The sequence below is a fragment of the Brevundimonas sp. MF30-B genome (assembly GCF_004683885.1).
GTDB lineage: Bacteria > Pseudomonadota > Alphaproteobacteria > Caulobacterales > Caulobacteraceae > Brevundimonas.
In genome coordinates this window covers 64,686-91,066 of record NZ_CP038440.1, presented here as the reverse complement: position 1 = coordinate 91,066, position 26,381 = coordinate 64,686, and the positions used below count along the sequence as shown (strand labels likewise).

Here is a 26,381-nt window from a genome sequence, read left to right as displayed (position 1 = left end):
GCCTGGCAAGAAGCGGTGATCGACAAGCTGCCGCCGCTGGAGGCCCTGTCGGGTGTCGAGCGCGAGGTGATGGAGTATGACGTCGTCATCGTCGGCGCCGGCCCGGCCGGCCTGTCGGCCGCCATCCGTCTGAAACAGCGTGCGGAAAAGGACGGCAAGGACATCTCCGTCGCAGTTCTGGAGAAGTCGGCCGAGATCGGCGGGCACATCCTGTCCGGCGCCGTGATCGACCCCAAGGCGCTGAACGAGTTGATCCCCGACTGGAAGGAGCGCGGCGCGCCGCTGGAGACGCCGGTCACCAAGGATCGCTTTCTACTGCTTGGGCCGATGGGCGAACTGCCGCTGCCCATGCCGCTGTTGCCGCCCTTCATGCACAACGATGGCTGCTACATCGCCTCGCTGGGCAATGTCTGTCGCTGGCTGGCCGAACAGGCCGAGGCGCTGGGCGTCGAGGTCTATCCCGGCATGGCCGCCAGCCACGTGGTCTGGGAAGAAGAGACCGGCCGGGTGAAGGGTGTTGTCGCCGGCGTGTTCGGCATCGACCGCGAGGGCAGGCCCACGGCGGATTTCCAGCCCGGCATCGAACTGCACGGCAAATACGTGTTCATCGGCGAAGGCGTGCGCGGCTCGCTGGCCAAGACCATCATGGCCCGCCACAATCTGTGCGACGCCGCCGATCCGCAGAAGTTCGGCATCGGGCTCAAGGAGCTGTGGCAGGTGCCCGCCGAGCAGCACCAGCCCGGCCTGGCCCAGCACACGACCGGCTGGCCGCTGGACGAGCACACCGGCGGCGGCAGCTTCATGTACCATTTCGGCGACCGCTATGTGGCCATCGGCTACGTGGTGCATCTGAACTACAAGAACCCGTTCCTGTCGCCGTTCGACGAGTTCCAGCGCTTCAAGCATCACCCCTCGATCGCGCCGCACCTGGAAGGCGGCACGCGCATTTCGTACGGCGCCCGTGCGATCACCGAGGGCGGGTTCCAGTCCGTGCCCAAGCTGGCCTTCCCGGGCGGCGCGCTGATCGGCTGTTCGGCGGGCTTTGTGAACGTCCCGCGCATCAAGGGCAGCCACAACGCCATGAAGACGGGCATGCTGGCCGCCGACGCCGCCTATGACGCCGTCATCGCGGGCCGCGCGGGCGACGTGCTGGACGCCTATCAGACCGCCTATGAGAAGAGCTGGGTCTATAAGGAGCTGTCGCGGGTCCGGAACGCCAAGCCGCTGTTGTCGAAGTTCGGCACCACCCTGGGCGGGGCGCTGGGCATGGTCGACATGTGGTGCCGCACCCTGCTGGGCGGCGTCTCGCCGATCCCGACGCTGCGCCACGGCAAGACCGACGCGGCCTCGACCGAACCGGCGGCCAAGCATCAGCCGATCGCCTATCCCAAGCCGGACGGGAAGCTGAGCTTTGACAAGCTGAGCTCGGTCTTCGTGTCGAACACCAATCACGCCGAGGAGCAGCCAGCGCACCTGAAGCTGCTGGACCCCGCCGTTCCGATCCAGGTGAATCTGCCCAAATACGGCGAGCCGGCGCGGCTGTACTGCCCCGCGGGCGTGTACGAGGTGGTCTATGCCGACGAGGCGGCCAAGACCGATCCTCGCTTCGTCATCAACGCTCAGAACTGCGTCCACTGCAAAACCTGCGACATCAAGGATCCGTCGCAGAACATCGTCTGGACCACGCCCGAAGGCGGCGGCGGGCCGAACTATCCGAACATGTGATCGCAACCGCGCCGGGCGGGTCATCCAGCCTTGCCCGGCGCGGGAAAAGCGTGAAGGGTTCGAGGCATGACTGTCTCTCGCTCACGCCTGATCGCGACTTCCATGACCGTGCTGGCTCTGGCGACGGCGGGCGCTGCGACGGCGCAGGCCTTGCCGCCGGGCTCTATCCAGACTGACCCGGCGCCGCGCACGGGGCCGGCGCAGCAGACGCCCGAGCAGTCGGACCCGAGCGCCCTGCCGCCCGCGATCATTGTGACGCCGCCGCCGACAGCGGACGACGCGGCGCCGGAACTCGCTCCCGATGAAGAGGCGCCGGCCGGGTCCGATGCGACGGGGGCTGCGCCTGAAACGCCGCCGATTCCCGAAACCTGGGCGCCGGCGCCGACCGACGCGCAGGATCGCTCGGTCTACGGCCTGTTCTTGTCGGGGCGCAACGCCATGGGCTCCGGCGAAGGGGCTGAAGGGGCTAGGCGGCTAAGCCAGGCGCTGGCGCTGGCCCCCGAACAGCCGCGCATTCGGGAGCAGGCCTTCAGCGCCCTGCTGCTGGGCGGCGACCTGGAGTTGGCCGGGCGGATCACTCCGGACGGCGAGGGCGTGTCTCCCACCTTCTCCCAGGCGGGCAAGCTGGTGGCCGCGATTCAGACCTACGCCGGCGGCGATGCGCGGGGAGCCCTGTCCCGGCTGACGACCGATCCGGTGGGCCAGCCCCACGCCCTGGCGGCGCTGTACGCTCTGCCGTGGATCGCGGCCGAAGCCGGCGACTGGAACCTCGCCCTGATCCAGCCCCGCGGACTGAGCGGCCCGACCGGCTGGGTGCTGCGCGGCAATCGCGCGCTGCTTCTGGAGCACCGTCGCCGCCACGACGAAGCCGACGCCATGTATCGCGAGCTGGTCGCGGATCCCACCGCCGGTCCAGCCTTTCGGCGCGCCTATGCGGGGTTCCTGGAACGGCGCGGGCGGCGCGACGATGCGGTGGCCCAGTACGATGCGCTGATCGCCGCCGGGCGCAACGAGCTGAGGGCGGATCGCGAGCGCGCCGCGTCAGGCGGCAGAGCCCCCGCGGCGCCGACCCTGCGGGAAGGCGTGGCGGGGGCGCTGGCCACGGCGGCCGAACAGGTCGCCGCGCAGGGGGCGCACGAGTTCGCCGCCGTCTATCTGCGGCTGGCGCTGGATGTTGCGCCCCAGGACGTCACGCGCCTGCAACTCGGGCAGGTGCTCGCCGAAGCCCAATTGACGCGGGCGGCCCTGGCGGCCTGGTCCGAAGTCCGGCCGGCCGACCCAGCCGCCTATGCGACGGCGCGGCTGCAGATGGCCTTGCTGCATGCGCGTGAGGACGAACCGGCCGACGCCGTGCGCGAACTGGAGCAGGCGCGCGCCGCCCAGCCCGAAAGCGCCGAGATCGCCTATCTGCTGGCGGGTCAGCTGATGAGCTTGGACCGGCACGAGGACGCCCTAGTGCTGTTGAACGGTCCGCTGCTGAACACGGCCGATCAGGGTTTCCAGACCCGCTTCCTGCGCGGCGCGGCCTATGAATCGCAAGGGCTGGTGACCGAGGCGGAGGCCGAGCTGTGGGCCGCCTTGCAGCAGCAGCCGGACAATGCGACGGCGCTGAACTACCTGGGCTACCTCTGGGTCGACAGCGGCCGACGGGTGCCCGAGGGCCTGGCCATGATCGAGCGCGCGCATGCCGCCGAGCCCGACAACGGCAACATCCAGGACTCGCTCGGCTGGGGCTATTACCGGCTGGGCCGCTTCACGGAGGCGGTGGAGCAGTTGGAGGGCGCCGTAGCCAAGGAGCCGGCCAACGCAGAGATCAACGACCATCTTGGCGACGCCTATTGGCAGGTGGGCCGTCAGCGCGAGGCGAGGTTCCAGTGGACCCGGGTCCTGGCCCTGAACCCCGACGATGAGCGCCGCGCGCAGGTCGAGCGCAAGCTGGCCGGCGAAAGCGAGCCCGACGTCGGCGGCGCGGGCGCCTCGATCTGACCGTGCGGAGCCACGCGACGGCCCCGGCCAAGGTCAATCTGTTCCTGCACGTCGGGCCGCTGGACGATCAGGGCCTGCACCCGCTGGCCAGCCTGGTCGCCTTCGCCGACGACGGCGACCAACTCACGCTTGAGCCGGCGGACGGGCTGTCGCTGGAGATCGTTGGCCCGTTCGGCGCGGAGCTGTCGGCGGGCGAGGACAATCTGATCCTGCGCGCGGTTCGGGCGCTGGGGGAGGCGACAGGTCGGTCCACGCCGTTTCGCCTGATCCTGGACAAGCGGCTGCCGATCGCCTCGGGCGTGGGGGGCGGGTCGTCCGACGCCGGCGCGGCGCTTAAGCTGGCGCGCGAGGCGCTGGGCCTGGACATGGACGATGCGGCGCTGGCGCGGATCGCGGCGCGTCTGGGGGCCGATGGGGCCATGTGCCTGCACGCCCGCGCCGCCTGGGCCGAGGGGCATGGCGAGCGTCTGACGTTCGAGCCGCGCCTGCCGCCGCTGCCGGCGCTGTTAGTCAATCCGGGCGCGCCGTCGCCGACCGGTGCGGTCTACGCCGCCTATGACGCCGGCCCCGCGCGCGCTGCGGATCGGCCGGACGTGCCGAGCGACTGGAGCCCTTCACGGGTGATCGACTGGCTGGCTCAGCAGCGTAACGACCTGGAGGCCCCAGCCGTAATGCTCGAGCCGGCGATCGCGGCGACGCTCGAAGCTGTCGGTGCGCTGGAGGGCGCGCGTCTGACCCGCATGTCGGGCTCGGGCGCGACCGCTTTCGCCTTGTTCGATACGCCCGAAGCCGCTCGGGTCGCCGCAGAGGCCTTGAGGAACACTTATGGCGATTGGTGGATCAAGCCGGTGATGCTGGGCGACTTTTCGGCATCGGCCAAGCTTTAGGGCGCAAGCGGGGCCGTATTGTGCGGTCCGCCTTGAGATCACCTTGAGATCACCGCGCGTAGGTCGTGGCGAGATGTCGCGGGTGCGCCATATGGAACTTCAGACGGGGGCTGCGGCTTTCATCACGCAGTCGTGCTTATTCCGATCGCGTGCATCACAGCGCCGCGATCCGCCCCCGACATATCAAAAAGAAGGACATCGCCATGCTCCGCACCCGTCTTCTCACCGCCTCCGCCACCGTCGCCCTGCTGGCCGCCCCGGCCGCCTTCGCTCAGGACGCCCAGACGATGCCGGCCCAGCCGCAGCCCGTCCCGGCGCCGACCACCCCGGCTCAGCCTGACCCCTCGATGCCGGCCGCGCCGTCGTCGATGGCCGATCCGGCGCCGATGACCGCCACCCAGCCCGCGCCGGCCGCCCAGGCGCCGCAGGCGGCCAACCAGACGGCCGAAGCCAACACCGTGGTCGACGTGCTGCGGGCTCAAGGCGAGTTCACCACCCTGCTGGCCGCGCTGGACGCCGCGCAACTGACCGAGACCCTGAACACGCGCCCGGCCATCTCGATCTTCGCCCCGACCGACGCGGCCTTCGCGGCCCTGCCGGAAGCCGAGCGCACCCGTCTGATGGACCCGGCCAACGTCAATGAGCTGCGTCAGATCCTGCTGTATCACGTGATCGTCGCCGACGTTGAGGCCAGCCAGATCCAGGGCGCCCGCGGCCCGGTCGAAACCGCCGCCCGCACCCAGGTGCAACTGGACGGCACAGGCGATCAGCTGAAGATCGACGAGGCCACCATCACCAACGCCGGCCTGGACGCCTCGAACGGCGCGGTCTTCTCGATCGACCGCCTGCTGGTCCCGGCCGCTTCGCAGGCCGCCATGGGCGACGCCGAGACGACCGAAGCTGCTCCGGCGGATGACGCCGAGGCCACGACCGCACCGGCCGCGACCATGGACGCCGAAGCGTCGACCGAGGCGTATGACACCGAGACGGCTCCGGCCGCGCCGGGCGAAGTGCGCCCGACCGACAGCAGCATGGCCCCGGCCGGCGCTCCGGCGGGTGAAGCCACCATGACGCCGTCGACCACCCCGGCCACCGCGCCTAACGGCGAGGTGACGACCAACACCACCACGGTCGCCTCGCCCCCGGTCGTCAACCCGACCGACGGCCAGCAGGATACCGACGGCCAGCAGGATGACGAGGACGAGGAAGTGGCTCCGGCTCCGACACCCGCGCCCCAGTCCTGATTGCAGAACCTCGACCATTCAGGTTGAGTTGGAGGGCGGCGGACCTTAGTGTCCGCCGTCTTTTTTGCGCCCGCGAAACGAGCCGCCGTGACCACCGAACCGCTGTCTTTCCAGGACCTGATCCTGACCCTGCACCGCTACTGGGGCGACCAGGGCTGCGCCATCCTGCAGCCCTATGACATCGAGGTCGGGGCCGGCACGCTGCACCCCGCGACGGTGCTGCGCGCGCTGGGCTCAAAGCCCTGGAAGGCCGCCTATGTGCAGCCCAGCCGCCGCCCCGGCGACGGCCGCTATGGCGAGAACCCCAACCGGCTGCAGCATTATTACCAGTATCAAGTGATCCTGAAGCCGAATCCCGACGATCTTCAGGATCTGTACCTGGGCTCGCTGAAGGCGATCGGCATCGATCCCAAGCTGCACGACATCCGCTTCGTCGAGGACGACTGGGAGAACCCCACGGTGGGCGCCTGGGGCCTGGGCTGGGAGGTCTGGTGCGACGGGATGGAGGTGACGCAGTTCACCTATTTCCAGGGCGTCGGCGGCATCGAGGTCGATGTGGTGTCGGGCGAGCTGACCTACGGGCTGGAGCGCCTGGCCATGTACGTCCAGGGCGTCGACAACGTCTATGACCTGAAGTTCAACAAGGACGGTTTGACCTATGGCGAGGTCTTCCTGGAGAACGAGCGTCAGCAATCGGAAGCCAATTTTCACGGCTATGACGTCGAGGGGCTGAAGCGTCGCTTCGAGGACATGGAGGCCGAGAGCCGCCGTCTGCTGGGCATGAAGGGACCGCAGGGCCAGGCGCTGGTGCTGCCGGCCTATGACCAGGTGCTGAAGGCCTCGCACCTGTTCAACTTGATGGATGCGCGCGGCGCGATCGCCGTGGCCGAACGTCAGAGCTACATCGGCCGCATTCGCGACCTGTGCAAAGCCTGCGCCCTGGCGCAGGTCGAAGAAGAGCGGAAGACCGCCTGATGCCCCAACTGCTCATCGAAATCTTCTCGGAAGAAATCCCCGCGCGCATGCAGGCGGGGGCCGCGCGCGATCTGGAGCGGATGGCGGGCGAACGGCTGAAGGCCGCCGGCCTGACGTGGGAGGCGCTGACGACCTATGCGGGGCCCCGGCGGCTGACGCTGGTCATCGACGGCCTGCCGACCGCGACGCCGGATCGCGAGGAAGAGCTGAAGGGGCCCAAGGCCTCGGCTCCGCCCCAGGCGCTGGAAGGCTTTCTGCGCAAGACCGGCCTGACGCGCGAGCAGCTGGTCGAACGCGACGGCGTCCTGTTCGCCCAGATCAGCAGCCGCGGTCAGCGAACGAAAGACGTGCTCCCGAGCATGCTGTTCAGCATTTTAGGAAACTTTCCTTGGCCCAAGTCCATGCGCTGGGGAACTGGGAGTGCCAGATGGGTTAGGCCCATCAAGCGGGTGCTCTTCATATTTGATGGTGAGATCGTAAACTTCAGCGAGACGAACGGCGCTCAGCTTATCGAGAGCAGCAACGTGACCGAGGGTCACCGCTTCCTAGGGTCGGGCCAGCCGTTCGCGGTCAAGGATTTCGCCGACTATCGCCAGAAGCTGGAGCGCGAGTTCGTGCTGCTGGACGCCGCCGACCGGCGGCTGCGCATTCTGGAGCAGGCCAAGGCGGTCTGCGCCGACAAGGGCCTGGCCCTGGTCGATGACGACGGCCTGCTGGACGAGGTGTCGGGCCTGGCGGAATGGCCGACCCCGATCCTGGGCGACATGGACCCGCAGTTCCTGGACCTGCCGCCCGAGGTGGTGCGCCTGTCGATGAAGGTGCACCAGAAGTATTTCGCCGTGCGCGATCCGGCCTGCGACGGCCTAGCCCCGCATTTCGTCGTGGTGGCCAACGTCGAGGCGTCGGACGGCGGCAAGGCGCTGGCGGCGGGCAATTCGCGCGTGCTGTCGGCCCGCCTGAACGACGCCCGCTTCTTCTGGGACGAGGACCAGAAGGTCGGCTTCGACGCCTGGAACGAAAAGCTGAAGGGCGTGACCTTCCACGCCAAGCTGGGTGACATGGGGCAGCGGGTCGACCGCATCGCCGCCCTGGCCCGCGAGATCGCCCCACTGGTTGGCGCCGACCCGGACCAGGCCGAACAGGCCGCCCGCCTGGCCAAGGCCGACCTGGCCTCAGGCATGGTCGGCGAGTTCCCGGAACTGCAGGGCGTGATGGGCGGCTATTACGCCCGCGCCGAGCATGGCGACGCCATCGCCGACGCCATCCGCGACCACTACAAGCCCCAGGGACCGAACGACACGGTCCCGACCGCGCCCCTGACCGTGGCGGTGGCCCTGGCCGACAAGCTGGACACCCTGGTCGGCTTCTTCGCCATCGACGAGAAGCCGACGGGTTCGAAGGATCCGTTTGCGCTGCGTCGCGCGGCGCTGGGGGTGATCCGGCTGGTGCTGGAGAACCAGATCCGGATGCCGTTGCCGGGTCCGGCAGTTAGCACCTTCTGGATGCTACCCGAGGACACAATGCTTGCCTCTGGCACGATGCCTGCGGCGGCTATCGATTTCATTAGTCAAGGTGACCAGTTCCGGCGGGAGATCTACGGCCCCGTCGAACGTGATATGCAGGCCTTCTTCGCCGACCGCCTGAAGGTCCTCCTGCGCGACCAGGGACAGCGGCACGATCTCGTGGATGCGGTGTTCGCGCTGGGCGACGACGATCTGGTGCGCATCGTGCGGCGGGTCGAGGCGCTGGGGGCGTTCCTGGAGACGGACGACGGGGCCAATTTGCTGGCGGGCTACAAGCGGGCGTCCAACATCCTGCGGGCCGAGGCCAAGAAGGGCGACCTGCCGACCGGCATGGTCCAGACCGGCCTGCCGAACCAGCCCGAGGCCGAAACCACCCTGGCCTTCGCCGTCGGCGCGGCCCGCACGGCGGTGGATCAGGCGCTTGAAGCCGAGGACTTCGCCGCCGCCATGAAGGCCCTGTCGGGGCTGCGCGCGCCGGTCGACGCCTTTTTCGAAGGGGTTATGGTCAACTCCGACGTGCCGGCCGAGCGCGAAAACCGGCTCAAGCTGCTGGGCCAGGTGCGAGACGTGATGGGCCAGGTCGCCGACTTCGGCCAGATCGCTGGCTGATCTGCCCGGACGAAGGGGGCGGAAGGGCCGTCTCGGGCGATGAGACGGCCAGGTTGAAGTAAACGCGCAATAACCATGAACGGGCACGCAGCCTTAACTCGGGCCTGCGATTGTCACCCTGCGTTCGGGGGAGAAAGCGGGCGACCGTCGTCCCCCATTTCCAAGTTGCTCGCTTTGCCATCAAACAGGGATTCAAAATGACCAAGTTCATCTCGCGCTTCGCCAAAGACGAATCGGGCGCCACCGCCATCGAGTACGGCCTGATCGCCGCTCTGATCGCTGTCGTCATCATCTCGGCCGTGACCGCTCTGGGCGGCACGATCAAAGAGAAGTTCAACGCCGTCGTGACCGGCATGGGCGGCGAAGCCGGCGAGTAATCGCAGGCGTCGCATCCAAGGCGGATGAGGGGGCCGGAGCGGAAACGCTCCGGCCCCTTTCGCATGCGCGGTCGGCAGTCATTATTTAACGTGATGGATGCAAGGTTGGCGGTCATGGACACCGTCACCCTCATCCTGCTGTCGATCCTTCCGGCCCTGACGATCGTCGCGGGCCTGCACGACCTGACGACGATGAAGATACCCAACTGGATTTCGCTGGCCCTGCTGGCGGGGTTCTTTCCGGCCGCCCTGGCGGCAGGCCTGGATGGGTGGAGCCTGGCGGGCCATCTGGGGGTGGCGGCCGGGGCGCTCGTGCTGGGCGCCGGTCTTTTCGCCCTGAACTGGATCGGCGGCGGCGACGCCAAGCTGATGGCGGCGGCCAGTCTCTGGATGGGCCTGACCGGCAGTCTGTTCTTCCTGGCTTACACGGCCATGATCGGCGGACTGTTCTGCCTGATCCTGATGTCCGCGCGAGCCTATGCGCCTCGCTATGTGCACGCGGGCACGCCGGGCTGGATCGCGCAGCTGATGCGGCCCAAGGGCGACATTCCCTATGGCGTGGCCATCGCCGCAGGGGTTCTGCTGGCCTTTCCAAGCTCGCCGCTGGTCCAGCTGTTCACCGGCGCCTGAGCCGGCGGCGCCGGTCTGCGGACCGTCGTTTTCCTGGATTTAGGGGGCCGTTAACACCATGGCTCCATTGTCGTTAACGGCAGGGGGCGAGGAGTGGGACTCCGACAGCGCCCCCGATCGCCGGAGGTTCTGGATGAAGCCCGCTCGCATCGTCGTCGTCTGCATCGCCGCCGTTTCCGCCATAGGCCTGGCCTTGGTGGTGCGCGCCATGGGATCGTCCGGCGAGCCCGTCGCCGTGGCCACGGCGGCGGTCGACACCCGCCCGCGCGCCAACGTCCTGGTCGCAGCGCGCGACCTGGCGCCCGGGGCGCGGCTGGCCGAAGCCGACATGACCTGGAAGGAATGGGTCGTGGCCGACATCAATCCGGCCTACATCACCGACGGCGCCGCGCCTCTGGACGAAAACGCCGCCGCCGAGCCGGCCAAGCCCGAAGGCGCGGTCGCCCGCGTGGCGCGCGCCGCGGCCGAGATCAACTCTCCGGGCGCCAAGGGCGACTATGTCGGAGCCGTGGTGCGGGAAAGCATCCTGGCCGGCGAGCCCATTGTCGCGCGCAAGATCGTGAGGGCAGGGGACAGCGGCTACATGGCCGCCTATCTCGAGCCCGGCATGCGGGCCATCGCCGTGCGGGTCTCGGTCGAGACCGCCGCCGGCGGCTTCATCCTGCCCGGCGATCGTGTCGATGTGCTGCTGACACGCGAAATGCGCCTGGCGGACGTCGCCGGCGATCAGTCCGGCCGGAGCCGGTTCTCCTCTGCGACCGTGATGCAGAACATCAAGGTGCTGGCCATCGACCAGACCACGCGCGCCGGGGACGACCAGCAGGCGGTGGTCGGCGCGACCGCCACTCTCGAAGTGGGACCGCGAGACGCCGAAGCCCTGGCCCTGGCCAAGTCCGAGGGGGAGCTGTCGCTCCTGCTGCGCTCGTACGCGGACACCTCGGGTCCTTCCGGCCAGGTCAACGCCCAGAAAACCCAAAGCTCGGCCGTCCGCGTCTATCGCGGCGGCGCGCCTGACGTCGTGGTGGTCCAATGAATCGGCTTATCGCTGCCGCCTGCGCGGCGCTGATCGCCACGGGAGGCCTTGCGCCCGCGCCCACTGCGGCGATGGCCCAGAGCCGGTCCGTGGCCACCGGGGCCGCGCCCCAGATGGTCAACCTGCCGCGCGGCAGCTCGATGGCGGTGGATCTGCCGACCGACGCGCGCGACACCATCATCTCCAATCCGCAGGTCGCAGAGGCGCTGCAGCATTCGGCGCGGCGCGTCACGATCATCGGCCTGCAGCCGGGCGAGAGCGACGCGGTGTTCCTGGATGCGGCCGGCCGCACCATCCTGTCGCTGCGCATCCGGGTGGACGCGGGGGTGGGCGCGCTTCAAGACACCCTGGCGCGCGTGGTGCCCGGCTCTGAGATCCGCGCCGAGGCCGTCAATGACAGCATCATCCTGACAGGCCGGGCCTCCAGCCCCGGCGAAGCGGAGCGCGCCGCGCAGGTGGCCCGCGCCTTCGTGTCGTCGCCCGAGAAGGTTCTGAACATGATCTCGCTGGCGGGATCGGACCAGGTGACGCTCAAGGTCCGCATCGTCGAGGTGCAGCGCAGCGCGGTGAAGCAGCTGGGCTTCGACACCCGGGCGGTTCTGGGCCGGATCGACGGGGCGCAGTTCCTTTTCGGCCAGGCCGCGACCTTCGGCGTGAACGGCGGACTTCTAGGCGGCGCCACTACGGGCTGGCTGGACGACACGACCACCAATTTTCAACAGATGCGCCCCTGCGGCCCGCCCTTCCCCGCCGACGCCATGTGCCCGTTCGTCGTCCGCGGACCTCAGGACTCGAGCAACTTCGACACGGCCCAACCGGGAACCGGTCCGGGCTCGGACGGTCTGAACAAGGGCGAGGCCACGCTCAAGGCGTTCGAACGCGTCGGCCTGGTGCGGACGCTGGCCGAACCCAACCTGACGTCGGTCAACGGCGAGAACGCCAGCTTCCTGGCGGGCGGCGAGGTGCCTGTCCCGTCCGGCCGCGATCGCGACGGCCAGGTGCAGGTCACCTACAAGCCTTACGGCATCAGCCTGGCCTTCCGACCGATCGTCCTTTCCGAAGGCCGCATCTCGCTGCAGATCACAGCCGAGGTCTCGGAGCTCTCGAACCAGGGCGCCCTCACGATCGGCGCCGGCACGACCAGCCCCATCACCCTGGCGGCGTTCAACACGCGGCGCGTCTCCAACACCGTCGAAATGCCCTCCGGCGGTTCGATGATGATCGCGGGCCTGTTGCAGGAGCAGACTCGCCAGTCGATCGACGCCCTGCCCGGGCTGATGTCCGTGCCGGTGCTGGGCGCCCTGTTCCGCTCGCGCGACTATCTGAACGGCGAGACCGAACTGGTCGTCATCGTCGAGCCCTACATCGTATCGCCGACCACGCCCGGTCGGATGCAGACTCCCGCGGACGGCCTGCGCATCGCCAATGACGCCCAGACCCTCCTCTTTGGCCAACTGAACCAGGTCTATGGCTCGCCCGCTCCCGCCGCCCGTCCCGGCGGCGGCTGGCAGGGGCCCGTGGGCTATGTGATCGAGTGAGACGCGCCATGAACCTTACACGTCCCCTGGCTCTCAGCCTCGCGCTTGGCGGCGTCGCGCTGGCGGGCTGCGTGTCCCCCTCCGCCGGCGGCCAGGGTCCCGAGCCGATCCTGCCGACGGCCCGGTACAGTCTGCAGGTCGAGCCCGGTCTGGACCGCATCGCGCTCGCCGTACACGCCGACGGACTCTCCGCCAACCAGCACAGCCACCTGCGCGGCCTGGTCGAGCGGTTCGCGGCTTCTGGCGCGCCCGCCCTCGTGATCGAAGCCCCGGCCGGCGCGGACACGACAGCGTCTCAGATGGCCTGGAGCACCCGCAGCGCGCTGGAAGGACTAGGCGTGCCGGGATCGATGATCCGGGTCGTCGGCTATGCTGGACCTGACGCCCGGTCGCCGGTTCTGGTGGGCTTCGAAACGGTGCGCGCCGTCGTGCCTCAGTGCGGCGTGGAATGGGGCAACCTCTCGCGGAATTTCGACAACCGCTCCACCGCCAACTTCGGCTGCGCGGTCAACGCCAACCTAGCTGCGCAGATCGCCAACCCGCGCGACATCGTGGAGCCGCGCGGCATGACCTCCGCCGAGGCCGGGCGCCGCAGCGTGGTCTTCGACAACTACCGCCAGGGCCGCGCGACCTCCGCGCCGCAGGAACAGCTGCTCAGCAGTTCCGGCGTGGCCCAGGCCGTCCAGTAGGGTTCGACCGATGAGCAACGCCTTCGCCCCGCGACCGACCGACGGATTCGACGACGAGTTCGATCTGGACATCTCGTTCGAGCCGGATCCCCTGACGGATCAGCCGGCGGCCCCGGCCGCAGCGCCGCGCGAGCCGTTGCAGTTCACCTCTCCGACGACGGGCCCGATCCCGTCGGGAGCCGATCCGGAGCCGGGCTTCAATCCGGTCGGCGAACTGGTCGCCGGCGCCGCCCAGGCGCTGCAGGCCGCGCCGGCGCCGGCCCCCACCGGACTGACCCTGTCTGGGCTGAGCGATCATTCGGTGGAGGTCTCGGTCCCGCGGATCGCCATCCATGTCTTCGCCGAGCGGCAGGACACCCTGGCCTCGGCCGAGCGCGCCGGTCAGGACCGTCGCCTGTCGCGCGCCACGACCCAGATCCGCGTCGGCGGCGTGCCGGCCGCGATCGAGGCCTATCTGCACGAGCCCACCCCGCCGCTGATCATCGTCGAATGTCTCGATGACCCGCACACGCTGCTGGCTCAGGTCGATCAGTTGGCCGAAGTCTGCGACGCAGGCACGAAGGTCATCGTCATCGGCGCCGCCAACGACATCCTTCTGTTCCGCGAGCTGATGCGCCGGGGCGTAAGCGAATACCTGGTCGCGCCGGTCCAGCCGCTGCAGCTGATTTCGGCCATCGGCGGCCTGTTCAACGACCCGGCCCAGCCCTTCGTCGGCCGCACCATCGCCTTCGTCGGCGCACGCGGCGGCGCCGGAGCCTCGGCCATCGCCCACAACACCGCCTACGCCATCTCCGAGCGGATCGGCGCTAATACGGTCATCGTCGACTACGACCTGCCGTTCGGCACCGCCGGCCTGGACTTCAACCAGGACCCGCTGGCCGGCGTGGCCGACGCCCTGAACCAGCCCGACCGCCTGGACGCGACCCTGCTGGACCGCATGATGGCGCGCTGCACCGACAAGCTGAGCCTGTTCGCCGCCCCGGCGACGCTGGACGCCGACTGGGACATCTCGCCGGACGCCTTCGACGAGGTGACCAGCCGCATTCGCTCCACGGCGCCCTTCGTGGTGCTGGACCTGCCGCACCTGTGGTCGGGGTGGATGCGCAAGACCCTGGTCTCGGCCGACGAGGTGGTCATCGTGGCGGCGCCCGATCTGGCCTCGCTGCGCAACGCCAAGAACATGATCGACCTGATCAAGCAGGCCCGCCCCAACGATGCGCCCCCGCGTCTGGTGCTGAACCAGGTCGGCGTGCCGGGCCGCCCTGAGATCCCGGCCAAGGAGTTCGGCGCCGCCCTGGGCGTGCACCCCTCCCTGGTCATTCCGTTCGACGCCAAGCTGTTCGGCACTGCGGCCAACAACGGCCAGATGATCCTGGACGCGGGCGCCAAGTCCAAGGCCGCAGAGGCCTTTCAGGCGCTGGCCCAGATCGTCAGCCGTCGCGAGCTTCCAGCCATCGCGGGGCCGAAGGGCGCCAAGACCTCGGCCAAGCCCGCCAAGGCCAAAGGCCAGTCGATGTTCGCCGGTTTGTTCAAGAAGAAGAGCTGACGCGTGTTCGGAAAGCGCACAGGAACGGTCGAAGGCGGCGTGGCGACGGCGCCCCGGCCAGCCAGCGCGCCTGCCCCCGATCCGGCCGAAGCCTTCGACAAGGCCGCCGCCGCCCAGCCTTTCGGCCCCAGCGGCGCCTCGCCCAGCGCCCAGCCGGGAACAGAGGCCAAGCCTGACCGGCTGGACGCCCTGGCGTCGCGGCCCAAGCCGCAGGCCGCCCCGGCCCAGCCCTCGGGCCCCGGCCCCAAGGCCACGCCCGGCCTGGAGCAGCTGAAGAAGGCTCAGCAGGTCGCCGAGATCGTGCGTGAGCAGTCGGACTATTATCACGCCACGAAGACCACGATCTTCAACGCGTTGATGAACACCATCGACCTGGCCCAACTGGCGCAGCTGGATCAGAAGACGGCGTCGGAAGAGATCCGCGACATCGTCGCCGAGCTGGTGGCGATCAAGAACGTCTCCATGTCGGTCGCCGAGCAGGAGCATCTGGTCCAGGACATCGTCAACGACGTCTTGGGCTACGGCCCGCTCGAGCCCCTGCTGGCGCGCGACGACATCGCCGACATCATGGTCAATGGCGCCGGGCGGGTGTTCATCGAGGTCGGCGGCAAGGTCCAGCTGACCAACATCCGCTTCCGCGACAACGGCCAGTTGATGAACATCTGCCAGCGGATCGTGAGCCAGGTCGGCCGCCGCGTGGACGAAAGCTCGCCGATCTGCGACGCCCGTCTGGCGGACGGTTCGCGCGTCAACGTCATCGCCCCGCCGCTGGCGATCGACGGCCCGACGCTGACGATCCGGAAATTCAAGAAAGACAAGCTGACGATGAAGAATCTGGTGGAGTACGCCTCCATCAGCCCCGAGGGCGCGCGCGTCCTGGGCGTCATCGGCGCCTCGCGATGCAATCTCGTCATCTCGGGCGGCACCGGCTCGGGCAAGACCACCCTGCTGAACACCCTGACGGCCTTCATCGACCCGACCGAGCGCGTCATCACCTGCGAGGACGCCGCCGAGCTGCAGCTGCAGCAGCCGCACGTGGTTCGTCTGGAGACTCGGCCGCCGAACCTGGAAGGTCAGGGCCAGATCACCATGCGCGATCTGGTCAAGAACTGTCTGCGGATGCGTCCCGAGCGGATCATCGTCGGCGAGGTGCGCGGCCCAGAGGCCTTCGACCTGCTGCAGGCCATGAACACCGGCCACGACGGCTCGATGGGCACGCTGCACGCCAACAGTCCGCGCGAAGCCATCAGCCGGATGGAGTCGATGATCACCATGGGCGGCTACGGCCTGCCGTCCAAGACCATCCGCGAGATGATCGTCGGTTCGGTCGACGTCATCGTCCAGGCCGCGCGCTTGCGCGACGGCTCGCGCCGCATCACCCACATCACAGAGGTGGTGGGTCTGGAAGGCGATGTGATCGTGACCCAGGATCTGTTCCTGTACGAAATCACCGGCGAGGACGCGAACGGCAAGATCATCGGCCGCCACCGCTCGACCGGCATCGCGCGCCCGCGCTTCTGGGACCGCGCGCGTTACTACGGGTTGGAGCGTGAACTGGCCGAAGCCCTGGACGCGGCGGAGTAGGTGATGCTGGAAATCCTCGCCGGCGTCCTCGGCTTCATCGTCATCGCGAGTCTGGGCTGGGTCTTCGTCGGCGGAGACGACGGGGGAACCCAGGCGCTCAAGCGCGCTCAGGGGCTGGGCGTGGTCAAGACCAATCCGTCCGCCATGAAGAAGGCCGCGGCCCAGGCTGCGGCCAACACGCCCGAGGCGCGCCGCAAGGCGATCATGACCCAGTTGCAGGAGGTCGAGCGGCGCGAGCGCAAGGCGCGCATGACCCTGGCGGCCAAGCTGAAGCACGCTGGGCTGAAATGGTCGATGCGGACCTTCATCCTCATCAGCGTCGGGCTGGGCGTGTTCGCCTTCCTCGTGCCGCTGGCGCTGGGTGGCAACATCCTGATCGCCCTGGGCGTCGGCTTCGTCGTCGGCTTCGGCCTGCCGCGGTGGGTGGTGGGCTTCCTGGGCAAGCGGCGGATGAAGAAGTTCTCGCTGGAGTTCCCCAACGCCGTCGATGTGATCGTGCGCGGCATCAAGTCGGGCCTGCCGGTGCAGGACTGCTTCAAGATCATCGCCCGCGAAAGTCCCGCGCCGCTGGGACCGGAGTTCCAGACCCTGGTCGAAGGTTTGGGCGTGGGCCTGACTCTGGGGCAGGCGCTGGACAAGATGTACGAGCGCATGCCGACGCCGGAGCTGAAGTTCTTCGCCATCGTCATCGCCATTCAGCAGAAGACGGGCGGCAACCTGGCCGAGGCGCTGGGTAATCTGTCGACCGTGCTCCGCGCGCGACGGATGATGGGCGAGAAGATCAAGGCCCTGTCGTCGGAGGCCACGGCCTCGGCCGGCATCATCGGCTCGCTGCCGCCAGCGGTGATGATCCTCGTCACCCTTACGACGCCCGCCTACATGATGCTGCTGTTCACCGACCGTCGCGGCCAGTTCATGCTTCTGGTCGCGGTCATGATGATGAGCCTCGGCGTCTTCGTCATGAAAAAGATGATCTCCTTCAAGTTCTGATGGCAGCGCGATGATCGCCTTCTTTACCGACGCCCAGAACCTGCTCAGCCTCGGCGTGGGCCTGCTGGTCTTCGCCACCCTGCTGACGCTGGCGGGATCCTTCGGCGGCGGGCTGAAGCTCGAGAAGCGGATGCAGGCGGTCGCGGAGCGGCGGGACGAACTGAAGCGTCGCTCCCGCGCGGCCATCGGCGCCCAGAGCGGCTCGGGCCTGCGTCACACCGACGACGGCTTCAAGAAGAAGATCGTCGAACAGCTGAACCTGACCAAGCTGCTGGAGGACCCCAAGGTCGTCGAGAAGATGGCTCAGGCCGGGTATCGGGGGCCCAAGCCGCTGACGACCTTCTACTTCTTCCGGTTCACCCTGCCGTTCGTGTTCCTGGCGTTCGCCGCCTTCTACCTGTTCGCCTTCAACGATTTCGGTCTTCCGGTCATGAGCCGGCTGACGGCGGTGATGTTCGCCGCAGTGATCGGCTTCTATGCGCCGAACATCTATCTCTCGAACCGCATCGCCAAGCGCAAGACCTCGATCATGCAGGCCTTCCCCGACGCGCTGGACCTGCTGCTGATCTGCGTTGAGGCGGGCATGTCCATCGAGCAGGCGATCCAGAAGGTCAGCCAGGAGATCGGGGGCGCCTCGATCGACCTGGCCGAGGAATTGACCCTGCTGGCTGCTGAACTCAGCTATCTGCCGGATCGACGCCTGGCTTACGAAGGCCTGGCCAAGCGGACCGACCATCCAGGCGTGAAGTCGGTCGCCACCGCCATGACCCAGGCCGAGACTTACGGCACGCCCCTGGGCGCCGCCTTGCGGACCATGGCCAAGGAGAACCGGGAACTGCGTCTTTCGGCGGCCGAGAAGAAGGCGGCGGCCCTGCCCGCCAAGCTGACGGTGCCGATGATCCTGTTCTTCCTGCCGGTTCTGTTCATCGTCATCCTGACGCCGGCGATCATCAACATCCAGGACACCATGTCCAAGGGCGGCTGACGGCGCGGATGCGCCGGGAGGTCAGCTTTCGGCCTCGTGCTTCAGCCGCTCGCAGATGGTCTCCAGGGCGGTGCGGATACCGGCGCGGTGCTTGTCGTGGAACAGCTCGCCGCGCAAACCCTGGAAGATGACCCCGTTAGCGACGATGCAGCTCCGCGCATCCAGGCGCTCGATCTCGTAATAGCGGATCGAGCGGAACAGCCAGCCGCGGTTCTCCAGCCAGACCAGCTGCCCGCCGGGCTCCCATTCGCCCACCTGAGCCTCGACCCGGCGGGGCGGAAGTTCGGGGAAAGCCTCGTCCAGGCTGACGCGGCCGCCGAAGGCGATGGCGCCGTCCAGGCGGGTCTCATAGGGGTTCCAGCGATCCCAGCCGGACAGGTCGCTGAGCACTTCCCAAATGCGCTCCGGACTGGCCTGGACGCCGATGCGTTTCTCGATCTTCGCGGTCGTGGTCATGATTTTTCGTCTGCCACGCGCGCGAGGCCGAAGGAAGGCCTCAGCGACCACCCTCGGGGCCGGGCTGTGACGCTGGCGGCTGATCCGACGCATCGGCCTCGATCGGCAGGCCTCGCTTCAGCGCAGGGCTGAACAGGCAGGCCGCCAGGGCCAGCGCCAGGAACAGGCCGTTGGCGACGAAGGGCGCCGGTTCGGCCAGTTGATACAGGGCGACGCCGATGACGGGCGGCGCCAGGAAGCTGAGCCCCGCCAGCGACATCATCAGACCGGCCACGGCGCCCTGTTCCGACGGGCCGACCGCCAGCGACGACCCGGCGGTGAAGCCGGGCCGTGCGAAGCCTGCGCCCATGGAGACAACTGCATAGGCGATGACCACGCCGTAGTAGCCCGGCGCCGCGATGCTCATCAGGTTGCCGACCAGGGCCAGGCCCGCACCCCAACGCATAAGGTCGCGCGGCTCAAGCTTCAGCAGCGGGATCAGGCCCCATTGCGCCAGCAGGGTGGCGGTCGCCCCGGCGAACATGGCCAAGGCGATGAAGGGGGCGACCTGGTCTCGTCCGGTTCCGGCGGCCGCCATCTCGTCGATGACGTGAAAGCCCAGGACCGAGATGTTGATCGCCTGGGCGCCGGTGACCAGAAGCCCGAACAGCAGGAAGTCCCGCACCCGCGGGTCCCGCCACAGGCCCTTGCCCGCACCGTCGCGGCGGCCGCTGGTGGATGGGGTGCGCACCACGTCGCCCGACGGCAGCCGACGCCACACCACGATCAGCACGATCAGGCCGATGGCGGCGAAGACGTAGAGCGGGCCGGCCAGGCCGATGACCGGCAGCACCAGAAAGGGCGCCAAGGTCGGCCCCACAACCGTGCCGAGGCCCTGGGCCGAAGCCAGCAGCGACATGGCCTGGGTGCGCTGAGCCGGCGTCGTGCGGTCGGCGACATAGGCTTGCGAGGCGATCGGCGCCGCCGAGCCGAACAGGCCGTACAGCGAGCGCGCCACAGCCATGAGCACGAAGGCGGCGACAGCGCCGAGCCAGCCCTGAAGCCCCGCCGTGGTGGCCAGGCCGAAGCCGGACATCGACAGAACGAAGCCCGACAGGCCGATCATCATCACCCGCTTGCGACCCAGGGTGTCGGACAGGCGCGCCCAGTGCGGCGAGGTCAAGGTCCAGAGCAGGGCCGACACGGCGAAGGCGGCGGCGACCAGGGTGTCGGCCAGGCCAAACTCGCGCCCGATCAGAGGCAGCACCGACTGCAGCGCCATATTGCCGGCCGCCGCGATGAGGCTGACGAAGAACAGGATGGCGAAGGCGGGGGATCGCAGGTTCACGGGCCATTCATAGGCGTGCTGCGACGGTTCGTCACGCTTCTGCGGCGGGATTCACCGCCGGGTAACGCTGATCGACCTATGATGCGCATCCTGGGTGGAACAACGCATGACCACGGCCCTGCCAGTCAAGATGCCGCCCCGCGGCGGCCCCGAAGAGCCGCCGCCGTCGCCGGTCGCCGAATGGCTGCGCGCGTTGATCTTCTTTCTGGTCGCGTTCGGCGCCGTGTTCCTTGGGGCCATGCTGGTGCTCGACCTGCTCCTGCGCTGACGGAACCGGCTGCGCGGTCGAGGGGTTCATTTTGGGAACCCGAGGAGACCCACATGACCGATCAGAACCTGGACCAGACCCCGCCTGAAGCCGATCGCGACGAGGACGACACTGCTGTCCAAACGCCGCCGAAGCCGCGCGTCGCCCAGGCAGGCGTCGAACCCGCCGCGCCGGCCACTGGCGGGGCCGGATCGGCAGGCGCCGGCGGACCGAAGGGTTTCGGCACCGGCAGCTGACTTCGAAATCAGATGATGGACAGGGCGGTCTTCGGGCCGCCCTTTTCAATTGGCCGACAGGCGGTCCGTCACGGCGCGGATCACCGCCTCGTAAGTCTCGGACAAGGCGCGCACCTCAGCCTCGGGCACGCGCTCGTCGATCTGGTGCATGGTCTGGCCGACCAGACCCAGCTCCAGCACCGGGCACAGGGCGCGGATGAAGCGCGCGTCGGACGTTCCGCCGGTGGTCGAGGCCTCGGGCCGCACGCCCAGAGACTGCTCCACGGCGGTCTGCACCGCGCCCACGAAATCCCCGGCCTGGGTCAGGAACGCCTCGCCCGAGCACAGGTGCTCCAGTTCGATGCGCAGACCCGACGCCGCCTGGGCCTCGCCCGCCTCGCGGTTCAGCCAGTCGATCAGCCCGTCGCCGGTGTGGGTGGGATTGAAGCGGATGTTCAGCCGCGCGCGCGCCTCGGCCGGAATGATGTTGGTCGCCGGATTGCCGATGTCGATGGTGGTGATCTCGAGGTTCGACGGCGGAAACTCCGGGTAGCCTTCGTCCAGGGTGTGCGCGTCCAGCCGTGCCAACAGCCGCGCCAGCACGGGCGCGGGGTTAGCCGCGCGGTCGGGATAGGCGACATGGCCCTGCTTTCCATGGACGGTGATCCAGGTGTTCAACGAGCCGCGCCGGCCGACCTTGATCATGTCGCCCAGCCGCTGGGCCGACGACGGTTCGCCGACAATGCAGGCGTCGATGACCTCACCCTCGGCCATCAGGGCCTCGACCACGCGCTTGGTCCCGTGCAGGGCGGGGCCTTCCTCGTCGCCGGTGATCAGGAAGGAAAGCGAGCCCTCAGGTTCGCCCTCGGCCAGGATCCGCGATACGGCCCCGACCCAGGCGGCGATGCCGCCCTTCATGTCCACCGCGCCCCGTCCGTAGATCACGCCCTCGCGAACCTCGGCCTCGAACGGCGCCGCGCTCCAGGCCTCGGCCGGGCCGGTCGGCACCACGTCGGTGTGGCCCGCGAAACAGAGGTTGGGCGAGGCCGTCCCACGTCGAGCGTAAAGGTTCTCGATGTTCTCGAACGGCATCCGCCGGCAGGTGAAGCCCAGGGCGGTCAGCGCCTCTTCCAGCACATCCATGGCCCCGGCGTCCGCCGGGGTGACCGAGGGGCGGCGGATCAGGTCGCGGGTCAGTTCGACAGGATCGATCACAGGATTTGATGCGCGGCTCATGAGACCATGCTTTAGGAGCATCTCGCGACCGCGAGAAGCGCCATGCCCCGTATCGACCTCGACACCGCCCCCACGGGCCACGGAACCGCCTATCCCGAGGAACACGCCGGGCCCTGCAAGGCGCGCCGCCGCTGGCGGCTGGGCGATGCGGCGGGACTGACCCAGTTCGGCGTCAACCGACTGATTCTGCCGCCTGGCGCCTGGTCAAGCCAGCGCCACTGGCACGCCTCGGAGGATGAGTTCGTCTGGGTGCTGGAAGGCGAGGTGGTGCTGGTCGAGGATGACGGCGAGACGGTGCTGCGCACCGGCGACTGCGCGGGCTTCAAGGCGGGCGTCGCCAACGGTCACAAGATCGAGAACCGGTCCGCGGAGGACGCGGTTCTGCTGGAGGTCGGCACGCGGTCGCCGGTCACCGACGCCTGCGACTATCCCGACATCGACATGGTCCTGCCCGAGGGCGCCGACCGCTATTTCCATCGGGATGGCGCGCCCTATCCCAGACAGGCGCGCCGCACGTGAGCGAGACGATCGAGACGACCCAGCCGGTTCAGTCGCCCCCGCCGCCCGAGGGGCCGGCCAGCCCCTGGGCCATTCGCGACTTCAAGCTGCTGTGGCTGGGCCGCGTGGTCGCGGTGCTGGGCATCCAGATCCAGTCGTCGGCCCTGCTGTGGCAGGTCTATGAGATCGCGCGGCGCGACCATCCAATCGAGCAGGCCAGCCTGTATCTGGGCCTGGTCGGGCTGTGTCAGTTCCTGCCGCTCCTGGCCTTCACGCTTCCGGCCGGCGCCATGGCGGACCGGCGCGACCGCAAGCACACGGTGACCATCTCGGTCTTCGTGGAATCGATGTGCGCCCTGGCTTTTCTGCTCATGGCTCTGCACGGATCGCCGCCGCTGTGGGGGCTGCTGATCGTCGCCGCCGTGTTCGGCGCGGCGCGGGCCTTCCTGGCCCCGGCCAGCCAGGCCTTTCTGCCGATGGTCGTGGGCCGCCGCGCCCTGCCGCCGGCCATCGCGGCCCAGTCCATCGCGTTTCAGACCGGCGCCATCGCCGGCCCGGCCCTGGGCGGGGTGATCGTGGGGCTGTCGGTGCCGCTGGCCTACGCTACGTCCCTGGCCATGTTCTTCGTGGGCATCGCCTGCCTGCTGCTGATCCGCACCAGCGGCCGGCCCCACCTGACCGGCGAGCGTATTTCGGCCGTCGCCCAGGTGCGCGAGGGGCTGAGCTATGTCTGGAAGACCAAGATCGTTCTGGGCGCCATCTCGCTGGACCTGATCGTCGTGCTGCTGGCGGGCGTGGCCCTGCTGACGCCGATCTTCGCGCGCGACATCCTGCATGTCGGCGCGGTCGGCTTCGGCCTGCTGAGGGCGTCGTTCGGCGTCGGGGCCCTGCTGATGGCGGTCTATCTAAGCCGCTTCCCCATCGTGAAGCACGGCGGGCGCTGGATGTTCATGGCCGTCGCCGTATTCGGCCTGTGCACCCTGACCTTCGGCCTGTCCAAGAGCGTATGGCTGTCCGGCCTGGCGCTGTTCGTCGGCGGGGCGGCTGACATGATCAGCGTCAACATCCGCCAGACCCTGATCCAGCTGGCGACGCCCGACCATATGCGCGGCCGGGTGTCGTCGGTCTCCATGTTGTTCATCGGCGCGTCCAACGAGCTGGGCGAGGCCTATTCCGGCGTGGCGGTGCGCTTCCTGGGGCCCATCGGCGCGGCGGTGTTCGGCGGGGTCGGCGCCCTGGCCTCGGTCGGCGTATGGGCCAAGCTGTTCCCCGACCTGCGAAAGGCCGATCGGCTGACCTGACAGACGCGCGCGGCGCGGCTAGAGAGGACAAATGTTCAAGTCCGTCCTGGTCGCCAATCGCGGCGAAATCGCCTGTCGCGTGTTCCGCACCGCCCGCCGCCTGGGCCTGCGCACCATCGCCGTCCACTCCGAAGCCGACGCCCGCGCCCTGCATGTGCGCGAGGCCGACGAGGCGGTGCTGCTCGGGCCGGCGCCCGCGCGCGAAAGCTATCTGGACGCCGACAAGGTGCTGGCCGCCGCCAAGGCGACCGGGGCCGAGGCCATCCATCCGGGCTATGGCTTCCTGAGCGAGAACGCCGACTTCGCCGAGGCGGTGATGGCCGCCGGCATCGTGTGGATCGGCCCGCACCCGTCGTCGATCCGCGCCATGGGCCTGAAGGACGCGGCGAAAAAGCTGATGATCGAGGCGGGCGTGCCCGTCACGCCCGGCTATCAGGGCGAGGACCAGTCGCTCGAGACGCTGAGCGCCGAGGCGGCCCGCATCGGCTATCCGGTGCTGATCAAGGCCGTCGCTGGCGGCGGCGGCAAGGGCATGCGTCTGGTCGACAAGGCCGAGGACTTCGCGGGCGCCCTGGCCTCGGCCCAGCGCGAGGGGCAGTCGTCCTTCGGCGATCCGCGCGTGCTGATCGAGAGCTACATCACCCGTCCGCGCCATATCGAGGTGCAGGTCTTCGGCGACAGCCACGGCACGGTCGTCCATCTGCACGAGCGCGACTGCTCGCTGCAGCGCCGACACCAGAAGGTGATCGAAGAAGCGCCCGCGCCCGGCATGGACCAGGCCACCCGCGACGCCGTCACCGCCGCCGCCGTGCGCGCCGCCCAGGCGGTGAACTACGTCGGCGCCGGCACCATCGAATTCATCGCCGACGCCTCGGACGGCCTGAAGGCCGACCGCATCTGGTTCATGGAGATGAACACCCGGCTGCAGGTCGAGCATCCGGTGACCGAGGCCATCACCGGCGTCGACCTGGTCGAATGGCAGCTGCGCGTCGCCGCCGGTGAGCCGATCCCGCTGAAACAGGCCGACATTCCGATCAACGGACGGGCCATGGAGGCCCGCCTCTACGCCGAGGACCCGGCCAACGGCTTCCTGCCGTCGATCGGCCGGCTGGATCACTTCGTCCTGCCTGACGACATCCGCGTCGACACCGGCGTCGAACAGGGCGGCGAGGTCAGCCAGTTCTACGATCCGATGATCGCCAAGCTGATCGTGCATGACGATACGCGCGAGGCCGCCGCCGCCCGCCTGGCCGTCGCCTGCCGCGAGGTCGAGGTCTGGCCGGTGCGCACCAACGCCGGCTTCCTGGCACGCTGTCTGGATCACCCGCGCTTTGTCGAGGGCGATGTGGACACCGGCTTCATCGCAGCGGAGGAGGGGGCGCTGACAGCCGTCGACCTTTCGGATGCGCTGATCCAGGACGCCAGTGATCTTTTGTGGCGGTCTCGCGAGGTCGATTCCAGCGATGTTTGGGACTCTGAGTACGGCGCGTCGGGCTTCCGTCTGAACGCCGCTGCGGTGACGCAGCAAACCTTCTTCGTCGATGGTGTGAGACACCAGGCTCCATATCAGAACAACTATCCAGTCGTTCGCTATGGCCCGGAGATTGATGGAGGGTTCGTCGTCTTTCACGGCGGCGATGCCCACGAGGTGTCCCGACACGCGCTGCGAGGGGCCACCGCCGGCTCAGCCTCCGACGGCAGCCTGCGCGCCCCTATGCCGGGCAAGATCGTCGCCGCCCCGGTCAAGGCGGGCGACACTGTGACCAAGGGCCAGCCCGTCGTGGTGCTGGAGGCCATGAAGATGGAGCATGCCCTGACCGCCCCCTTCGACGGCGTGGTGGCGGAGTTCAACGTCTCGGTCGGCGACCAGGCCGCGGAAGGCGCCGTTCTGGCGCGCGTCGAGGCGGCGCATGCCTGACACGACCATGACGGCGGGCGAACGCTACGAAGAGTTCGACCCGCCTGACGCCCTGAAGCCTTGGGTGCGCAAGGCCTGGACCTACGCCGCGCCGGCGCCGTCGACCATGGTTCAGCGCATCGCCCCGGACGGCTGTCCCGAACTGATCCTGGACCTGGGCGCGCCCTACGAGGAGCAGGGCGAGGACGGCGTCTTCCGGCTCCAACCGCCCGCCGTCTTCGCCGGCCAGATGACGCGGCCCATGGCCATTCGCCCCGTCGGCCCCGTGGAGCTGGTCGCCATCCGCTTTCGCCCGGACGGCGCGCGGGACTGGCTGGGCGCGTCTTTGGCCGAAGCGACCGACCGTCGGCTGGATATGACCGCCCGGCTGGCCGGACTGAAACCGCCGCCGGGTCGACCGGCCGCCCAGGCGGCTCTGATGCTCGACTGGCTCGACGCCCAGCGCGCTTGGGCCGAGTGGACGCTGGACCCCGCCGTCCGCGCCCAGGTCGACGCGATCGAGGCGGGCGAGGTCAGCCGCACCGGAGCCGCGACACGGACCCTGCAGCGCCGCTTCCTGGACCGGACGGGGGTCTCGCCGCGCCTGCTGCGCTCGGTGGCGCGGTTCCGCCGGGTGTTTGACCGGGCGCTGGGGCCGGACGCGGCTGGGTGGCTGTCGGCGGGCCTGGATGCGGGCTATTTCGACCAGCCGCAGATGGCGCGGGACTTCCGCCGCTTCCTCGGCTGCACCGCCACGGTCTGGGCCCGCGATCAGATCGAGCTGGCCCGAGCCATCGCGTCGCAAACCTACAAGCCGGCGGTGACGTCCACGGGCTAGGTTGCGGGGCTTGCCAAGGAAACC

The 26,381-nt window shown here is 68.9% G+C and carries 24 protein-coding genes; 21 read left to right on the top strand and 3 right to left on the bottom strand.

Annotated elements, in window-relative coordinates; genetic code table 11:
• Positions 1 to 69: 69 nt before the first annotated feature.
• From E4M01_RS00415 to E4M01_RS00345, 15 genes are all read left to right on the top strand, one after another.
• Positions 70 to 1,725, top strand: coding sequence for an electron transfer flavoprotein-ubiquinone oxidoreductase (locus E4M01_RS00415; protein ID WP_245158322.1), 1,656 nt, complete (start codon positions 70 to 72; stop codon positions 1,723 to 1,725).
• A 66-nt stretch (positions 1,726 to 1,791) separates the two neighbouring features.
• Positions 1,792 to 3,711, top strand: a complete 1,920-nt coding sequence (locus E4M01_RS00410; protein WP_135066123.1) for a tetratricopeptide repeat protein — start codon at positions 1,792 to 1,794, stop codon at positions 3,709 to 3,711.
• Positions 3,712 to 3,713: 2 nt separating this feature from the next.
• A complete protein-coding gene (locus E4M01_RS00405; RefSeq protein ID WP_135066120.1) occupies positions 3,714 to 4,598 on the top strand; it encodes a 4-(cytidine 5'-diphospho)-2-C-methyl-D-erythritol kinase in 885 nt (294 codons plus the stop codon).
• Positions 4,599 to 4,801: 203 nt separating this feature from the next.
• Positions 4,802 to 5,842 (top strand): fasciclin domain-containing protein, encoded by a 1,041-nt coding sequence (locus tag E4M01_RS00400; protein WP_135066117.1) that lies wholly within the window; start codon positions 4,802 to 4,804, stop codon positions 5,840 to 5,842.
• 87 nt (positions 5,843 to 5,929) lie between these two features.
• The gene (locus tag E4M01_RS00395; RefSeq protein WP_135066114.1) at positions 5,930 to 6,817 is read left to right on the top strand and encodes a glycine--tRNA ligase subunit alpha; all 888 of its coding nucleotides are present in this window, start codon (positions 5,930 to 5,932) and stop codon (positions 6,815 to 6,817) included.
• Positions 6,817 to 8,949 carry a glycine--tRNA ligase subunit beta gene (gene glyS / locus E4M01_RS00390; RefSeq protein ID WP_135066112.1) on the top strand — a complete coding sequence of 711 codons (2,133 nt, stop codon included), beginning with the start codon at positions 6,817 to 6,819 and terminating at the stop codon, positions 8,947 to 8,949. The genes E4M01_RS00395 and glyS overlap by 1 nt, the downstream gene beginning before the upstream one ends.
• Positions 8,950 to 9,146: 197 nt before the next feature.
• On the top strand, positions 9,147 to 9,326 hold the full coding sequence (locus tag E4M01_RS00385; protein ID WP_135066109.1) for a Flp family type IVb pilin: 180 nt from the start codon (positions 9,147 to 9,149) through the stop codon (positions 9,324 to 9,326).
• 114 nt (positions 9,327 to 9,440) lie between these two features.
• On the top strand, positions 9,441 to 9,956 hold the full coding sequence (locus E4M01_RS00380; protein ID WP_135066106.1) for a prepilin peptidase: 516 nt from the start codon (positions 9,441 to 9,443) through the stop codon (positions 9,954 to 9,956).
• 133 nt (positions 9,957 to 10,089) lie between these two features.
• Entirely contained in the window at positions 10,090 to 10,989 is a 900-nt protein-coding gene (cpaB, locus tag E4M01_RS00375; RefSeq protein WP_135066103.1) for a Flp pilus assembly protein CpaB, read from the top strand.
• Positions 10,986 to 12,527, top strand: coding sequence for a type II and III secretion system protein family protein (locus E4M01_RS00370; protein ID WP_135066100.1), 1,542 nt, complete (start codon positions 10,986 to 10,988; stop codon positions 12,525 to 12,527). The genes cpaB and E4M01_RS00370 overlap by 4 nt, the downstream gene beginning before the upstream one ends.
• An 8-nt stretch (positions 12,528 to 12,535) precedes the next feature.
• Entirely contained in the window at positions 12,536 to 13,216 is a 681-nt protein-coding gene (locus tag E4M01_RS00365) for a CpaD family pilus assembly protein (RefSeq protein ID WP_135066097.1), read from the top strand.
• A 10-nt stretch (positions 13,217 to 13,226) separates the two neighbouring features.
• The gene (locus E4M01_RS00360; RefSeq protein WP_135066094.1) at positions 13,227 to 14,762 is read left to right on the top strand and encodes an AAA family ATPase; all 1,536 of its coding nucleotides are present in this window, start codon (positions 13,227 to 13,229) and stop codon (positions 14,760 to 14,762) included.
• 3 nt (positions 14,763 to 14,765) lie between these two features.
• The gene (locus E4M01_RS00355) at positions 14,766 to 16,346 is read left to right on the top strand and encodes a CpaF family protein (RefSeq protein ID WP_135066091.1); all 1,581 of its coding nucleotides are present in this window, start codon (positions 14,766 to 14,768) and stop codon (positions 16,344 to 16,346) included.
• A 3-nt stretch (positions 16,347 to 16,349) separates the two neighbouring features.
• A complete protein-coding gene (locus E4M01_RS00350) occupies positions 16,350 to 17,336 on the top strand; it encodes a type II secretion system F family protein (protein WP_135066088.1) in 987 nt (328 codons plus the stop codon).
• Positions 17,337 to 17,346: 10 nt separating this feature from the next.
• On the top strand, positions 17,347 to 18,321 hold the full coding sequence (locus tag E4M01_RS00345) for a type II secretion system F family protein (protein ID WP_135066085.1): 975 nt from the start codon (positions 17,347 to 17,349) through the stop codon (positions 18,319 to 18,321).
• A gap of 21 nt (positions 18,322 to 18,342) precedes the next feature.
• On the opposite strand, the gene E4M01_RS00340 is transcribed toward E4M01_RS00345, so the two are convergent.
• Together E4M01_RS00340 and E4M01_RS00335 are read right to left on the bottom strand one after the other, a co-directional pair.
• Positions 18,343 to 18,777, bottom strand: coding sequence for an SRPBCC domain-containing protein (locus E4M01_RS00340; protein ID WP_135066082.1), 435 nt, complete (start codon positions 18,775 to 18,777; stop codon positions 18,343 to 18,345).
• Positions 18,778 to 18,817: 40 nt separating this feature from the next.
• On the bottom strand, positions 18,818 to 20,104 hold the full coding sequence (locus E4M01_RS00335; RefSeq protein ID WP_135066079.1) for an MFS transporter: 1,287 nt from the start codon (positions 20,102 to 20,104) through the stop codon (positions 18,818 to 18,820).
• A 106-nt stretch (positions 20,105 to 20,210) separates the two neighbouring features.
• Between E4M01_RS00335 and E4M01_RS14195 the strand changes: the two genes are divergently transcribed.
• Entirely contained in the window at positions 20,211 to 20,372 is a 162-nt protein-coding gene (locus E4M01_RS14195; protein ID WP_167765450.1) for a hypothetical protein, read from the top strand.
• A 53-nt stretch (positions 20,373 to 20,425) separates the two neighbouring features.
• Positions 20,426 to 20,608, top strand: a complete 183-nt coding sequence (locus tag E4M01_RS00330; RefSeq protein WP_135066076.1) for a hypothetical protein — start codon at positions 20,426 to 20,428, stop codon at positions 20,606 to 20,608.
• A 45-nt stretch (positions 20,609 to 20,653) separates the two neighbouring features.
• Here E4M01_RS00330 and dapE read toward each other — a convergent pair whose 3' ends face one another.
• Positions 20,654 to 21,823 (bottom strand): succinyl-diaminopimelate desuccinylase, encoded by a 1,170-nt coding sequence (gene dapE / locus E4M01_RS00325; protein WP_135066073.1) that lies wholly within the window; start codon positions 21,821 to 21,823, stop codon positions 20,654 to 20,656.
• Positions 21,824 to 21,865: 42 nt separating this feature from the next.
• Between dapE and E4M01_RS00320 the strand changes: the two genes are divergently transcribed.
• The 4 genes from E4M01_RS00320 to E4M01_RS00305 are packed head-to-tail and all read left to right on the top strand — an operon-like array spanning position 21,866 to position 26,357.
• On the top strand, positions 21,866 to 22,342 hold the full coding sequence (locus E4M01_RS00320) for a cupin domain-containing protein (protein WP_135066070.1): 477 nt from the start codon (positions 21,866 to 21,868) through the stop codon (positions 22,340 to 22,342).
• The gene (locus tag E4M01_RS00315) at positions 22,339 to 23,622 is read left to right on the top strand and encodes an MFS transporter (RefSeq protein ID WP_245158318.1); all 1,284 of its coding nucleotides are present in this window, start codon (positions 22,339 to 22,341) and stop codon (positions 23,620 to 23,622) included. The genes E4M01_RS00320 and E4M01_RS00315 overlap by 4 nt, the downstream gene beginning before the upstream one ends.
• 31 nt (positions 23,623 to 23,653) lie before the next feature.
• Positions 23,654 to 25,540, top strand: a complete 1,887-nt coding sequence (locus E4M01_RS00310; RefSeq protein WP_135066067.1) for an acetyl/propionyl/methylcrotonyl-CoA carboxylase subunit alpha — start codon at positions 23,654 to 23,656, stop codon at positions 25,538 to 25,540.
• Positions 25,533 to 26,357, top strand: coding sequence for a helix-turn-helix domain-containing protein (locus E4M01_RS00305; RefSeq protein ID WP_135066064.1), 825 nt, complete (start codon positions 25,533 to 25,535; stop codon positions 26,355 to 26,357). Before E4M01_RS00310 ends, E4M01_RS00305 begins: the two co-directional genes overlap by 8 nt.
• Positions 26,358 to 26,381 lie beyond the last annotated feature (24 nt).